We start from the raw sequence: 14,404 nt of genomic DNA, 5'->3' as shown, positions 1-14,404 counted from the left end.
ATATATGTGAGTCAAGCAGAAACCTGGACGGCGCTAGTTGCCGGCGCCCGCGTTGAGGGCTGCCACGTCCAGCATGAAGGCATCCTCGCCGAAGGCGCGGGTAGCGCGCGCGGCGGCTTCCAGCAGCGGGCGTTTCATGCGCTCGAGAAAGGCCGCGTCGACGCGCGTGCTCGGCCCTGCGAGCGTCAGCGCGCCGAGCAGTGTGCGTCCTGGTCCGAAGACGGGCGCGGATATGCCGGCGGTCTGCGGGTCGCGGTCGCCGATCGAGATGTAGTTGTAGGTGTTGCGGATCGTTTCGTAGGGCTCGCCCTCCTGGCCCGAAAAGGCGGCAAGCACCCGGCCGCCGGAGCCGACAAGCAGAGGCAGCACATCGCCTTCGCGGATCGTGTAGCGGATCGGATGCTTGGATTCGACACGGTAAAGGCAAGTGCGCAGATCACCGGAGCGCACGTAGAAAGCGACGCTTTCCCAGCTCTGCTCGGAAAGATCGCGCATGATTGGCAGCAGGACGTCCATCGCCACGACGGACCGCTGGTAGAGCGCGCCAAGCCGGAATGCGGCAGGCCCGATGCGATAGCGCCCATCATCCAGGCGCTCCAGCAATTGCCCGCGTATCAGGGAATTTGCCAGCCGCAGGATCGTGCTCTTGTAAAGGCCGGTACGGGCGGCGATTTCGGCCAGACCGAGCGAGCGGTCGGCAGCGGTGAAGGCATCGAGAATGGCGATAGCGCGTTCAAGCGCGGCGACGCCGTCGGCCCGTGCCGAGCTGGGAGGCGTGTCTGTCATTGCAACGGTGATTTCATCGCAGTCGCCCATCCGGAACTGATCCAGACACGAGATTTAATCCCGACGCCGCCGTTCTGTCTAGCAGAATGGTATTCCTATTGACAGAACGAGATAACATTTGCTTGAAATCGAAGTGAAGGCCTGTGTCGGGCCTCGTCTTGGCAGGGCACCTGGAGGAGAGGTGTCGTGATTTGGAGGAAATCCCCATGCTGAACAGACGCAAATTCCTGACGAGCACGGCAGCCGTCGGCGCCGCTGGTTTCACCGCGCTGCATTTTACCCCCGCCTTGGCGCAGGACGTGCCGCAGATCCAGATTTTTGTTCCGGCGGCGCCCGGTGGCGGCTGGGACCAGACGGCGCGCACGATCGACCAGGTGCTGCGCTCCGAGAAGCTCATATCCGGCTCGCAGATCACCAATGTCGGCGGCGCCGGTGGCACGGTCGGCCTGCCGCAATTCGTTAATCAGTGGAAAGGCAAGGGCAATTCGCTGATGGTCGCCGGCATGGTCATGGTCGGCGCCATCATCGCCAACCAGGCAGCCAACAATCTTACCGAGGTGACACCGATCGCTCGCCTTACGGGTGAGTTCGAGGCGCTGGTGGTGCCTGCGGAATCGCCGTTCAAGACGGCCGGCGATTTCGTCGCCGCGCTGAAAGCCGATCCGACCAAGGTTCCGGTCGCCGGCGGCTCGGCAGGCGGTTCCGACCACATCCTGTTCGGCCTGATCGCCAAGACGGCCGGCGTGCCGGCGGCGAACCTCTCCTATGTGCCGTTCGCCGGTGGCGGCGAGGCGCTGTCGGCGCTGCTCGGCAACCAGGTCGCGGCCGGCATTTCCGGCTACGGCGAATTCTCCGAGCAGATCAAGGCCGGCGCGCTCCGGCTGCTCGCCATCTCGGCCGACAAGCGCCAGGACGGCATCGATGCGCCGACGCTGAAGGAGGCCGGTTTCGATGTCGAGCTGTTCAACTGGCGCGGCGTTTTCGCGCCGCCCGGCGTGTCCGACGACGACAAGGCGGCGATGATCAAGCTGATCGAGACCATGGCCAAGAGCGACGCCTGGGCGACAGAGTGCAAGAACCGCAACTGGACGCCGATCCTGCTCACTGGCGACGACTACGCCAAGTTCGTCACCGAGGACACCGCCCGCATCGGCGCCATTTTGAAGGATCTCGGTCTCGCCTGAGGCCTCCACCGGATCACGGAGGCGGCACCGCCTCCGTGACAGCATGCAAGCAGGAAATGGACTGCGGCGATGCCGGCAGCCGCGTGCCGGCCATCCGGCGAGGAGATCATGAGCACCAGCGACCATCAGGCGTCACCGCCGGGTCTTGCCTTACCTGAATTACTGATCGGCGTCGGGCTTCTCGCCTGCGCCTGCGCCGTCGCCTGGCAGACGCTGGCGATCCCGGTCTCGCCGCTCTACTCCAAGGTCGGCCCGACGGTCTTCCCCTATATCACCATGGCCGGGATGATCTTGCTGTCGCTGCTGCTCATCCTCGCCGCCATTCGCGGCGGCTGGCAGCCGGAGGAGGAAAAGGAAACGCCGACCGATTGGAAGGCGATGGGCCTGGTGGCGGCGGGTCTCGTTGCCAACCTCGTGCTCATCCAGCCGCTCGGCTTCACCGCGGCCTCGGTCATCATGTTCGTGCTGGTCTGTTTCGGCTTCGGCAGCCGGCACCCGCTGCGTGACGCGCTGCTCGGCCTCGTGTTGGCGCTTGCCGCCTATTTCGGCTTCGCCAAGGCGCTCGGCGTCAACATCGGTGCCGGCCTGATCGAGAACCAGCTCAACGCGCTGATGGGCGCCATGCTCGGCGGCAAGGGGGGCTGAGATCATGGACACGCTCAGCCATCTCGCGCACGGGTTCGCTGTCGCCTTCACGCCGACCAACCTGTTATGGTGCCTGGTCGGCACGACGCTCGGAACGGCAATCGGCGTGCTGCCCGGGCTCGGGCCGGCGCTGACCATCGCGCTCTTGTTGCCGATCACCTACCAGGTGGCGCCGGAGGCCTCGTTCATTTTGTTTGCCGGCATCTATTACGGCGCGATGTATGGCGGCTCGACGACGTCGATCCTGCTCAACACGCCTGGCGAAAGCGCCACGATCGTCACCGCGCTCGAGGGCAACCGCATGGCGCGTTCGGGGCGCGGCGGGGCGGCGCTCGCCACCTCGGCGATCGGCTCCTTCGTTGCCGGCACGCTCGGCACGCTGGGTGTCGCCTTCCTGGCTCCGACCGTGGTCAAATACGCGCTGAAGTTCGGGCCGGCCGAATATTTCTCGCTGATGGTGCTGGCCTTCATCACCGTCTCGGCGGTGCTCGGTTCGTCGTCGGTGCGAGGACTGACCAGCCTGTTCGCCGGCTTTGTCGTCGGCATGATCGGCGTCGACCTGCAGACCGGACAGCCGCGCTTCACCTTCGGCACGGCCGAATTGCTCGACGGTGTCGACGTCATCATCGTCGCGGTCGGCCTGTTCGCCGTCGGCGAGACGCTCTACATGGCCTCGCGCCGCTATGCCGGCAAGGACGAGATCGTGCCGCTGAAAGGTTCGCTCTACATGACGGCGGCCGAATGGGCCCGCTCGTGGAAGCCTTGGCTCAGGGGTGCCGCGATCGGCTTTCCGATCGGCGCCATGCCGGCCGGAGGCGCCGAGATCCCGACCTTCCTGTCCTATGCGATCGAGAAGAAGCTTTCGAAGCATAAGGACGAGTTCGGCACGGTCGGCGCCATCGAAGGCGTCGCGGGGCCGGAAGCCGCCAACAATGCATCGGCCGCCGGCGTCCTGGTGCCGATGCTGACCCTCGGCCTGCCGACCTCGGCGACCGCGGCGATCATGCTGTCGGCCTTCCAGAGCTACGGCATCAATCCGGGGCCGCTGCTTTTGACGACGCAGGCCAATCTGGTCTGGGGCCTGATCGCCAGCCTGTTCATCGCCAACGTCATCCTGGTCGTCCTCAACCTGCCGCTGATCGGCCTTTGGGTGCGGCTCCTGAAGATCCCGGCGCCGCAGCTCTATGCCGGCATCCTGGTGTTCGCCACGGTCGGCACCTACGGCATCTCGCAGTCGCCGATCGATCTCGCGATCCTCTATCTCTTGGGCGCGGCAGGCTTCCTGATGCGGCGCTTCGATTTCCCGACAGCGCCGGTGATCATCGGCATGATCCTGGGACCGCTTGCCGAAACGCAGTTCCGCCGCGCGATGACGATAGAAAACGGCGACTGGACGGTGTTCTTCCGGCATCCGCTGTCACTGACGCTTTTGACGCTCGCCTTCATCGGCCTTGTCGGACCGCATATCTGGGCCTGGATCGAGCACCGGCGCAGGCGCGGGCCGGAGCACGTGCCGGGCGATGCCTGATTTATCATGACAGACCTGCTTTCCGGCATCCGCGTCCTCGACCTCACCAATGTGCTGGCGGGTCCCTACTGCGCCTATCAGCTGGCGCTGCTCGGCGCCGACGTCATAAAGGTTGAGGCACCGCCGGGCGGGGATCTGGCGCGCCAGCTCGGCGCCTCGCCTGAACTCAACCAGGCCGGTATGGGGGCCTCGTTCCTGGCGCAGAACGCCGGCAAACGATCTGTTGTGCTCGACCTGAAGAAGCCCGACGATCGCGAGCGTTTCCTCGACCTGGTGGCGACGGCCGACGCGCTGGTCGAGAATTTCCGGCCGGGGGTGATGAATCGCCTCGGCCTCGGCCATGAAAAGCTGAAGGAAGTCCGACCGGGCCTCGTCTATTGCGCGATATCCGGTTTCGGCCAGACCGGGCCGATGCGCGGCAATCCCGCCTACGACCAGATCATCCAGGGCCTGTCGGGGATCATGAGCATTACCGGCACGCCGGAAACGGCGCCGCTGCGCGTCGGCTATCCAGTGGCCGACACGCTGGGCGGGCTGGTCGGCGCCTTCGCCATCGCCGCGGCGCTGGTGAAGCAGAAGACAAAAGGCGAGGGCGCCTTTCTCGACGTCTCGATGCTCGAATGCACGCTGTCGGCGCTGGGCTGGCCGGTGTCGAACTATCTGACGGCCGGCGTCGAGCCAAAGCCGATGGGCAATGAGAACATGACGGCCGCACCTTCCGGCGCGTTCCGCACCGACGAGGGGTTGCTCAACATCGCGGCCAACAAGCAGGAGCAATTCGTGACCCTTTGCGGGTTGATCGGGCGGCCGGAGTTGGCGTCGGATACACGCTTTGCCGAGCGCGAGACGCGCAAGCAGAACCGGGCAGCGCTGAAGGTGCTGATCGAGGACGCGCTTGGCAGCGCTTCGGCGGCGACGTGGGAAGAGAAACTCAACCGTGCCGGCGTGCCGGCAGGGCGGGTGCTGACGATCCCGCAGGTGCTCGAGGAGCCTCAGGTCACCGAGCGCGGCATGGCGACCTCGTTCGAGGGCATGTCCGGCATGGATCGGCCGCTGACGGTGGTGCGCGGCGGCTTCATGGTCGACGGCGTGGCGCCCACGCCAACGGCACCGCCGCCGCGCCTTGGCGAGCATACGGACGAGGTGTTCGCCGCCTTGCCCGGGCGCGGTACGTCGAGGGCGCAGGCATGAGCGAAGATAAAAAGACCGGCCGCGAGCGCGCGGAGGAATGGTGGCAAACGTCCATCATCGAGATGCGGCCGGGCGTCATCCGGCTGCGCGGCTACGAGATCCAGGATCTGATCGGCCGCGTCAGCTTCCCGGCGATGATCTGGCTGATGCTGCGCGGCGAATTGCCAAGCGAAGAGCAGGCGGCACTGCTCGGCATTGCGCTGGGCGCGGCCGTCGACCACGGTCCGCAGGCCCCGTCGATCGCGATCGCCCGCATGGCCGCCACTTGCGGCGTCGGCATCAACAACGCGATGGCGTCGGCCATCAACGTGCTTGGCGACGTGCATGGGGGCGCCGGCGAGCAGGCGCTTTCCTTCTATGGCGATATCGCCGCGGCGATGGATGGCGGCACGCCTCTTGCCCAGGCAGTGAAGACGCGGCTCGATCGTTTCTTCGCCGAGGAGAAAGGCTATGTGCCGGGGCTTGGCCACCGCTTCCACCCGGTCGATCCGCGCGCGCCGCGCCTCATCGAGCTGACACGGGAATTCGCCGCGCGCGGCGTGGTCAGTGGGCGTTTTGCCGACATTGCCGGTGCAATCGAGGCGGAAGTCGCCGCGCGCAAGGGCAAGACGATCCCGCTCAACATCGACGGCACGACGGCCGTCATCTATGGCGAGCTCGGGTTCCCCCCTGCGCTGACGCGCGGCCTTTTCGTTTTGTCACGGTCGGTCGGCATTCTGGCGCATGCATGGGAACAGTCGCAACAAGGCGACCGCAACAAGGGGCCGCTGCCCCGGGAATGGCTGTGGGCCTATACCGGCATGCCGGTACGGCCTTTTCCCGACACCGAATAGGACGGTTTAAGCCGGATCGGCCGCCGGAATGGTCAGATCCCGGAGCAGCGTCGAAAGCTCAGGCTCGTCGATGAGCAGGGCAGCGTCTGCCGGCGGCAGCCATGCGCGTTGCCGGTTCGCGGCCTCCCGCCAATCGGCAAGTTCCTCCGTGACTTGGAGGAGATAGACCGAAACGTCCACCCGAATGAAGCCCTCGGTCATGCGTTTCCAATAGGAATAGGTACCGGCAGGCTGCTTCAGCGACTTGCCGAGAACACCGGCCTCTTCCTGGGCTTCGATCGTTGCCGCCCTGCGTCCGCTCTTGCCTTTCATCGGCCAACCCTTGGGCACGATGAAGCGCCGCGTGGTGCGTGAGGTGACCAGCAGCACTTCGAGGCCACCGTCTTCCCGCAACCGAAACGGAATGGCCGCCACCTGGCGGATCCGTTGCCCTTTCTTGGCCCGGCGAACTGCTTTCTTCTTGGTTGTTGCCATCCCAAATTCCGGTAGGAGCAGCGTCCCGCCGCAAGCTATCCGCGCGGCAAAACCCGTCCCTTCCTGCAAACCCTAGAGCGTCTCACCGTTTCGTGGAAACGGCGAGCCGCTCTATCTTTCTGTCTTGACGCAATTCCTGACGGAAAACCGTGTCACACTTTTCCTGGAATTGCTCTAAAACCACCGCCCTTGCAATCCGGTATCTTGCCGGTAAGTAAGTCGGCTAATAAACCGAAAAAAACAAAATGTCAGCGGCAAACCCGCGAAATCGTGTTGCCGACCGCTTCCATGCGACATGTCTGATCATATACCGGCACGTTGGGCTGAGGCTGGCGTACGGTCGGCCGGTCGAGCTCACGATAGATCTGCTGCTGCTGCTGGTATTGCTGCCGCTGCAATTGGTTCTGCAACTGCTGCAGCTGGTTCTGCTGCACCAATGCGTTGCGGTTCGTCGGGATGACGACCTGGGCCGATACGCCGGAAGCCATGCCCAGCAAGCCGGTGGCCGCCAGGGCAGCTGAAATCAGAAACGTCGATAGGCGGCGGGACGACATGGCTTCCTTGTCCGCATGAAAAACAGAACCTCAGCCTAATATAGGGTATTCGACCGGCGGCGCCATGGTCAGCTGATCGATTGTCATGCCAAAGGAGATCCGGCCCGTGCCTCAGCATTGCACTTGACGGCGGCGGCTGCTGGCGGCTCTAACAGCGGCTTCGCCCGTCCACGCGACTGGCCGGTTGGCAAAGAGGGATTCGATGAAAATCAGGTATGCCATAGCGATGCTGGCCGTCGCGGGCATCGTCGGTCCGCCGGCATTCGCCGCGCAGAACAAGGGCGACAAGGTGGCCGCTCAGCCCGCCGGCGCGGCGGCCAAGCCGCAACTGCCGGGCGGCGCGTCGGCGCTTTCGGAAACGCATGGCGACTGGACGGTGAACTGCCAGGTCACCGGCACCAACAAGGTCTGCAGCCTGTCGCATCAGCAGTTCAACAAGCAGAGCGGCCAGCGGCTGCTGGCGATCGAATTGACGACCAAGACGGGTAAGGACGCCGCGGGCACGCTGGCGCTGCCTTTCGGACTTGCGCTGGCCAACGGCGTCGCGCTCGAAATCGACGACAAAAAGCTCGACGGCACGCTGCAGTTCAACACCTGCCAGGCGGTGGGTTGTCTGGTGCCGGTGACGTTCGACGCCGACACCACGCCGCTGCTGCAGAACGCCACCACGCTGAAGATCAACGCTATCGCCGCGGATACTATGCAGCCGATTTCCTTCACCATCTCGCTCAACGGTTTTGGAAGCGCGCTGGCGCGGACGGCGGATCTGTCGGCGGATTGATCCACAACGAGGGTATTCATTTTGGGGCGATTGGCGAAAGCCGGTCGCCTTATTCGTTTCCGTCCACCTCGCGCAAACGGTATCCCACGCCCGTCTCGGTGATGATGTAGCGCGGCTGGTCCGGGGTTTTCTCGATCTTCTGCCGCAGCTGGCGGACATAGACCCTCAGATATTGCACGTCGGTCGAGTCGTTCCAGATCTGCTTCATCAGGAACTGATGCGTCAGCACCTTGCCGGCGTACTGCACTAACATGCGCAGGATGTCGTATTCCTTGGGCGACAGCTTCACTTCCTTGCCCTCGACCTTGACGATGCGCTTCACTAGGTCGACGGAGAGATCGCCGGTGTGGAACACCGGCTTCTCTCCCTGCTGCTGGAACTTATGGCGCAGCGCCACGCGGATGCGCGCGACCAGCTCGTTCATGCCGAAAGGCTTGGTCACATAGTCGTCGGCGCCAAGCTCGAGCGCCGAGACGATGCCGGCCTCGTCGGTGCGGCTGGACAGGATCACGACCGGAATGTCGAGCCCGTCGCCGCGCCATTTGCCGAGCAGCTCCAGGCCGGTCACGCCGGGCAGGCCGAGATCGAGCAGGATCAGGTCCGGCCGTTCGGTCTGCAGGAGCTCGATCGCCGCCTTGGCGTTCGGCGCCTCGCAGACCGTATAGCCCTGGCTGCCCAAGCCGACGCGCAGCAATTTGCGGATCGGCGGCTCGTCGTCGACAACCAGTATGGACACGGTCTGATTTGTCATGCCGCATCATCCGTAAGGGGCGCGCCGAGCGCCGGCAAGTCAGCCGGCACCGGCATGCGGATGGTGAAGATCGCGCCTGGACGGTCGGTGCGGTTGGCCGCCGCGATCGTGCCGCTCATCGCCTCGATGAAGCCGCGGCTGATCGACAGGCCGAGGCCCGTGCCTGCACGCACCTGGTCGCGTTTGCGCACGCGGTAGAAGGTGTCGAATATCCGCTCCAGGTCGCCCGGTGGGATGCCCGGCCCCTCATCCATCACCTGCAGGATGATGGCGCCATTGTCGACCCAGGCCTGCAGCCGGATGATCGAGCCGGGCGAGGCATATTTGGCGGCATTGTCGAGGAGGTTAAACAGCGCCTGCTCGAACAGCACGGGATCGAGCCGCAGCATCGGCAGGTCGGCCGGAATGTCGGTCTCTATTGTGTGCTCGGCGGTGATCTTCTGCGCCCGGTTCAGCGCCGAGCCGACGACATCGCCGACATAATGGAGCGCGTAATTCGGCTCCATCGCGCCCGACTCGATCCTGGTCATGTCGAGCAGGTTGGCGATGAAGCGGTTCAGCCGCTCCGACTCGCTGACGACCGTCGACAGAAGCTCCGCGCGATCCTTTTCCGGCAGCGCCGGCGCGAATTCCTTCAGCGTGCCGGCCGCGCCCATGATCGCGGCGAGCGGCGTCTTCAGGTCGTGGGAGATCGAGGTGAGCAGCGCCGAGCGCAACCGGTCCGCTTCGGCCGCAAGCCGGGCGCGGTCGACATCGGCGACGAGCTGGACCCGCTCGATGGCCACCGCTGCCTGGTCGACCAAGGCGTCGAGCAGGCGCTGCTGCTCGGGCGTCAGCAGCGGTCCCTGCTTGTCATTGTCGAGGCCGACCACGCCGATCGCTGTCCGCCCAGTCCGCAAAGGCAGATAGAGCCGTTTTGCGCCGGGCAAGGTGTCGGCGCCGCGGCCGGCTGCGCGGTTGTGCTCCCAGGCCCAGCGGGCGGCCGCGATATCGGCCTCGGCCAGGGTATCGTCCGGCGGATAGCCGGCCTTGACGGTGATGGTGCCGTTTTCCGGCAAAAGCAGCACGACGCGGACCTTCAACATCGAGGCGATCTGGAAGGCGGTGGCCCACAGCACGTCGTCGAGCGTGCCGGCGCCGGCGAGCTTCTTGGAAAAGGAATAGATATCCTCGGTGGCGCGCGCCCGCGAGCGCGCGGCGACAGCCTGGCGCTGCACGCGCGCCGTCAGATTGCTGGCGATCACGGCGACGACGAGGAAGACCACAAAGGCAACGATGCTTTCCGGGTCCCGGATCGTCAGCGTGTACCGCGGCTCGAGGAAGAAGAAGTTGAAGGCAAGCGCGCTCACGAAACAGGCATAGAGCGCCGGCCAGAGCCCGAAGGTGACCGCCGACGTCAGCACCGCCAGAAGCAGGACGCTGGCGAGATTGCGGACGTCGAGGAACTGGTCGAGGATCGAGCTGACGGCCAGCGCGCCGGCGACATAGACGGTCGAGATCAGATAGGGCCAGATCTGGAAAGGCTTTTGCTCGGGCGCGGCCTTGAGCCGCGTCGAGGGCGTATCGGTATCACGCTCGGCGCCGGAAATGACATGGACGCTGATGTCGCCGGCATTGCGGATCAGATCATAGGTGAGCGAGCCCTCGATCAGCTCGCGCCAGCGCGAACGGGTAGGCCGGCCGATGACGATATGGGTAAAATTGTTGGCGGTCGCGTGGCGCACGATGTCCTGGGCGACGTTCTGGCCGGGGAGGGTGGTGATCTCGGCGCCGAGCTGCTCGGCAAGGCGCAGGTTCCTGGCCAGGCGATCCTTGTCTTCCTCGGACATGCCGGCCAAACGCGGCGTGTCGATGTGAAGCGCCGTCCAGGGCGCGCGCAGCCGGTCGGCGAGCCGGCGCGCATAGCGGATGCGGGCCGCGCCGCCAGGTTGCGAGTCGACGCAGACGAGCACCCGCTCGCCGGCCGCCCAGGGACCGGGAATGGCGTGCGACTGCATGTGGTTGAGCAACTGTTCGTCGACGCGCTGGGCGGTGCGGCGCAGCGCCAGCTCGCGCAGCGCCGTCAGATTGCCCGGTGAGAAATAATTCTCGATGGCGCGCTGCGCGGTGTTGGGGAAATAGACCTTGCCGTCATGCAGCCGCTTGATGAGGTCGTCGGGGGTGAGATCGATGACCTCGATGTCGTCGGCCTCGTCGATGATGGAATCGGGGACCGTCTCGCGCACCCTGACGCGCGTGATCTGGGCGACGACGTCGTTCAGGCTCTCGACATGCTGGATGTTCAGCGTGGTGTAGACGTCGATGCCCTGAGCCAGGATCTCCTGGACGTCGAGATAGCGCTTGGGATGCCGGCTGCCTGGCGCGTTGGTGTGGGCAAGCTCGTCGACCAGGACGAGGTCGGGGCGGCGCTTCAGGATGGCGTCGATATCCATCTCGTCCAAGGTCTGGCCGCGATAGTCGACCAGTCGGCGCGGGATCACCTCGTAGCCGTCGACCAGCGCCTGGGTTTCCTTGCGGCCATGCGTCTCGACGATGCCGATGACGACATCGACGCCGTCGGCGCGGCGGGCGCGGCCCGCCATCAGCATCTCGTAGGTCTTGCCGACGCCGGGTGCCGCGCCAAGGAATATGCGCAGGCGGCCGCGGCCCTCGCGCTCGGCATGCTCCAGCAGCGCGTCGGGGGAGGGGCGGTTCTCGGAGTCGGTCCGGTCGTCGGGCATCAGTCCAATCATGGATTGCGCCGGGGACCGTGTCGATCCCCGGCGCGCGTGGATCACTTCAGCTCGTCCAGCGCCAGGTTCAGCGCCAGCACATTGACCACTGGCTCGCCGAGGACGCCAAGCTCGCGAGCTTCGACATGGCCGTCGACGAGCGCCTTGACCTTGGCCTCGTCAACACCGCGGGCCTTGGCGACGCGCGGCACCTGGAAATAGGCGGCCTCGGGGCTGATGTCGGGATCGAGGCCGCTGCCGGAGGTCGTGACCAGGTCCATCGGCACCGGCGCGTTCGGGTTCTCGGCCTTCAGCTTCTCGGCGTCACCCTTGATGCGGTCGATCAGTTTCGCGTTTGTCGGGCCGAGATTCGAGCCGCTGGAGGCCGTCGCATTGTAGCCGTCGCCGGCGGCCGACGGCCGGCCGTGGAAATAGCGGTCGCCGGCAAAGGCCTGGCCGATCAGGCTGGAGCCGATGACCTTTCCGTCCTTCTCGATCAGGCTGCCATTGGCCCGGCTCGGGAACAGCGCCTGGGCGATGCCGGTCATGCCGATCGGATAGATCAGGCCGGTCAGCACCGTGAAGAAGACGATCATGACAAAAGCGGGTCTGAGTTGCTTGAACATCGGGATAAATCCTTATGCGAGGCCGAGGGCCGTGACGATCAGGTCGATCGCCTTGATGCCGACGAAAGGCACGATGATGCCGCCGAGGCCGTAGACGAGCAGGTTGCGGGTGAGCAGCGAGCCGGCGCCGATGGCACGATATTTCACGCCCTTCAGCGACAGCGGGATCAGCGCGATGATGATCAGCGCGTTGAAGATGATGGCCGACAGGATGGCGCTCTGCGGCGTCGCCAGATGCATGATGTTGAGCGCCTGCAGCGGACCGGTGGACTGGCCGGGCGCGACATAGAAGACCGCGAACATCGCCGGGATGATGGCGAAGTACTTGGCCACGTCGTTGGCGATCGAGAAGGTCGTCAGTGAGCCGCGCGTCATCAACAGCGCCTTGCCGATCTCGACGATCTCGATCAGCTTGGTCGGGTCGCTGTCGAGGTCGACCATGTTGCCGGCCTCGCGCGCGGCGACCGTGCCGGTGTTCATGGCGACGCCGACATCGGCCTGGGCGAGCGCCGGCGCGTCATTGGTGCCGTCGCCGCACATCGCGACCAGCTTGCCCTTGGCCTGCTCCTCGCGGATCAGCGACAGCTTGTTCTCAGGCGTCGCCTGGGCAAGGAAGTCGTCGACGCCGGCTTCAGCGGCGATCGCGGCCGCGGTGAGCGGGTTGTCGCCGGTGATCATCACCGTGCGGATGCCCATCTTGCGCAGCTCGGCGAAACGCTCGGCTATGCCGCCCTTGACGATATCCTTGAGGTGGACGACGCCGAGCAGGCGTCCGTCTCGCTCGACAGCCAGCGGCGTGCCGCCGGCTTTGGCGATCTCGTCGGCAACGGCCTGGAGATCGCGGATGGTGTCGCTTGTCGGGCGCGTGCCGTGGGCTGCGACCGTCGCCTGGTTGACGTGATTGAGCACCGCATCGACGGCGCCCTTGCGCACCGACGAGCCGTCGATGTCGACGCCGCTCATGCGGGTCTGCGCGGTGAAGGGCACGAAGGCTGCGTGCAGGGTCGCCATGTCGCGGGCGCGGATGCCGTATTTCTCCTTGGCCAGCACGACGATCGAACGGCCTTCCGGCGTCTCGTCGGCGAGCGAGGCGAGCTGGGCGGCGTCGGCCAGCTCCTGTTCGGTGACGCCCTTGACCGGACGAAACTCGGTCGCCTGGCGGTTGCCGAGCGTGATGGTGCCGGTCTTGTCGAGCAGCAGCGTGTCGACGTCGCCGGCGGCCTCGACGGCGCGGCCGGACATGGCAAGCACGTTGAAGCGCACCAGCCGGTCCATGCCGGCGATGCCGATGGCCGACAGCAATGCGCCGATCGTGGTCGGGATCAGCGTCACGAACAGAGCAACCAGGATCGTCACCGGGATATAGCCGCCCGAATAGGAGGCGAAGCTCGGGATGGTCGCGGTCGCCAGCACGAAGATCAGCGTCATGCCGACGAGCAGGATGTTGAGCGCGATCTCGTTCGGCGTCTTCTGGCGCTCGGCGCCCTCGACCAGCGAGATCATGCGGTCGAGGAAGGTCTGGCCGGAGGCGGCGGAGATGCGCACGCGGATCCAGTCGGAAAGCACCTGGGTGCCGCCGGTGACAGCCGAACGGTCGCCGCCGGATTCGCGGATGACGGGCGCGGATTCGCCGGTGATCGCCGCCTCGTTGACGGAGGCCACGCCTTCGATCACCTCGCCGTCGGACGGGATGATGTCGCCGGCCTCGACCAGCACGACATCGCCGACCTTCAGGCTGGTGCCCGGCACCAGCTTGAATTTCGTGCGGTCGCCATTGCTGAGCAGCTTGGCCTGGGTCTCGGTGCGCGCCTTGCGCAGCGAGTCGGCCTGCGCCTTGCCGCGGCCTTCGGCGACTGCCTCGGCGAAATTCGCGAACAGCACGGTGAACCACAGCCAGATGATGATCTGCAGGGTGAAGCCGAGATCGCCGCCCCCGGCGATGAGATCCTTGACGAACAGAACGGTGGTGAGAGCTGAGACGACGGCGACGACGAACATCACCGGGTTCTTGACCAGCGTGCGCGGATCGAGCTTGCGGAAGGCGCCGCCGATAGCGGGCACCAGGATGCGGGCATCCAGAATGCTCGCGGATTTGGACTGGCTCATTTTTGGGCTCCAGTATCGGTTATGTTGGACGGCGCCGGGCGTTCGGTCTTCGGGAAGAGGTGCGGAAGACCGGAAGCCAGCAGCCACAGCACGAACAGCACGGCCGCCATGCCGAGAAAGGTTGAAAGCGTCGGGAAAGGACGAGGCTTCTCGTCCCTTCCGTTGTCAGGCGCTCCGTCACCGGTCTGGTGACCGTCGTGCCGACGTATGTCGTTGAGGCGTGGCATGGTCATC

14 protein-coding genes are annotated in these 14,404 nt (G+C 65.4%); 6 read left to right on the top strand and 8 right to left on the bottom strand.

Annotation, left to right across the window (positions count from 1 at the left end):
* Window positions 1-33: 33 nt before the first annotated feature.
* Entirely contained in the window at window positions 34-786 is a 753-nt protein-coding gene (locus EJ068_RS08835) for an IclR family transcriptional regulator (RefSeq protein WP_127249506.1), read from the bottom strand.
* A 206-nt stretch (window positions 787-992) separates the two neighbouring features.
* Here EJ068_RS08835 and EJ068_RS08830 point away from each other — a divergent pair, with 206 nt between their 5' ends.
* The 5 genes from EJ068_RS08830 to EJ068_RS08810 all read left to right on the top strand — a co-directional run bounded on the left by EJ068_RS08830 (window position 993) and on the right by EJ068_RS08810 (window position 6,167).
* Window positions 993-1,970, top strand: coding sequence for a tripartite tricarboxylate transporter substrate-binding protein (locus EJ068_RS08830; RefSeq protein ID WP_127249505.1), 978 nt, complete (start codon window positions 993-995; stop codon window positions 1,968-1,970).
* 108 nt (window positions 1,971-2,078) lie between these two features.
* Window positions 2,079-2,615: a tripartite tricarboxylate transporter TctB family protein gene (locus tag EJ068_RS08825; protein WP_127249504.1), complete on the top strand. Its 537-nt coding sequence runs from the start codon at window positions 2,079-2,081 to the stop codon at window positions 2,613-2,615.
* A 4-nt stretch (window positions 2,616-2,619) separates the two neighbouring features.
* Window positions 2,620-4,143, top strand: coding sequence for a tripartite tricarboxylate transporter permease (locus EJ068_RS08820; protein ID WP_127249503.1), 1,524 nt, complete (start codon window positions 2,620-2,622; stop codon window positions 4,141-4,143).
* Between the two features lie 6 nt (window positions 4,144-4,149).
* Window positions 4,150-5,334 (top strand): CoA transferase, encoded by a 1,185-nt coding sequence (locus tag EJ068_RS08815; protein WP_127249502.1) that lies wholly within the window; start codon window positions 4,150-4,152, stop codon window positions 5,332-5,334.
* Complete coding sequence (locus EJ068_RS08810) at window positions 5,331-6,167, top strand: citryl-CoA lyase (protein WP_127249501.1); 837 nt, start codon at window positions 5,331-5,333, stop codon at window positions 6,165-6,167. The genes EJ068_RS08815 and EJ068_RS08810 overlap by 4 nt, the downstream gene beginning before the upstream one ends.
* 6 nt (window positions 6,168-6,173) lie before the next feature.
* Here EJ068_RS08810 and EJ068_RS08805 read toward each other — a convergent pair whose 3' ends face one another.
* Together EJ068_RS08805 and EJ068_RS08800 are read right to left on the bottom strand one after the other, a co-directional pair.
* Entirely contained in the window at window positions 6,174-6,641 is a 468-nt protein-coding gene (locus EJ068_RS08805; RefSeq protein WP_127249535.1) for an NUDIX hydrolase, read from the bottom strand.
* A gap of 248 nt (window positions 6,642-6,889) precedes the next feature.
* Window positions 6,890-7,195 (bottom strand): hypothetical protein, encoded by a 306-nt coding sequence (locus EJ068_RS08800; RefSeq protein ID WP_127249500.1) that lies wholly within the window; start codon window positions 7,193-7,195, stop codon window positions 6,890-6,892.
* A 202-nt stretch (window positions 7,196-7,397) separates the two neighbouring features.
* Here EJ068_RS08800 and EJ068_RS08795 point away from each other — a divergent pair, with 202 nt between their 5' ends.
* Entirely contained in the window at window positions 7,398-7,976 is a 579-nt protein-coding gene (locus tag EJ068_RS08795) for an invasion associated locus B family protein (RefSeq protein WP_127249499.1), read from the top strand.
* A 49-nt stretch (window positions 7,977-8,025) separates the two neighbouring features.
* Here the strand turns inward: EJ068_RS08795 and EJ068_RS08790 are convergent, their stop codons facing one another.
* From EJ068_RS08790 to EJ068_RS08770, 5 genes are read right to left on the bottom strand one after another with little or no spacing between them, the layout of a single operon-like run.
* Complete coding sequence (locus tag EJ068_RS08790; protein WP_127249498.1) at window positions 8,026-8,727, bottom strand: response regulator transcription factor; 702 nt, start codon at window positions 8,725-8,727, stop codon at window positions 8,026-8,028.
* Window positions 8,724-11,447, bottom strand: a complete 2,724-nt coding sequence (locus EJ068_RS08785; protein ID WP_129554994.1) for a sensor histidine kinase KdpD — start codon at window positions 11,445-11,447, stop codon at window positions 8,724-8,726. The genes EJ068_RS08790 and EJ068_RS08785 overlap by 4 nt, the downstream gene beginning before the upstream one ends.
* A gap of 53 nt (window positions 11,448-11,500) precedes the next feature.
* Window positions 11,501-12,064 (bottom strand): potassium-transporting ATPase subunit KdpC, encoded by a 564-nt coding sequence (gene kdpC, locus EJ068_RS08780; RefSeq protein ID WP_127249497.1) that lies wholly within the window; start codon window positions 12,062-12,064, stop codon window positions 11,501-11,503.
* Window positions 12,065-12,076: 12 nt separating this feature from the next.
* A complete protein-coding gene (kdpB, locus tag EJ068_RS08775) occupies window positions 12,077-14,170 on the bottom strand; it encodes a potassium-transporting ATPase subunit KdpB (protein WP_128315065.1) in 2,094 nt (697 codons plus the stop codon).
* Window positions 14,167-14,403 carry a hypothetical protein gene (locus EJ068_RS08770; protein ID WP_245463382.1) on the bottom strand — a complete coding sequence of 79 codons (237 nt, stop codon included), beginning with the start codon at window positions 14,401-14,403 and terminating at the stop codon, window positions 14,167-14,169. Before EJ068_RS08770 ends, kdpB begins: the two co-directional genes overlap by 4 nt.
* Between the last annotated feature and the right edge of the window lies 1 nt (window position 14,404).

It is taken from the genome of Mesorhizobium sp. M2A.F.Ca.ET.043.02.1.1 (assembly GCF_003952405.1).
Classification (GTDB): domain Bacteria; phylum Pseudomonadota; class Alphaproteobacteria; order Rhizobiales; family Rhizobiaceae; genus Mesorhizobium.
This window is presented reverse-complemented; position numbering and strand designations above follow the sequence as displayed.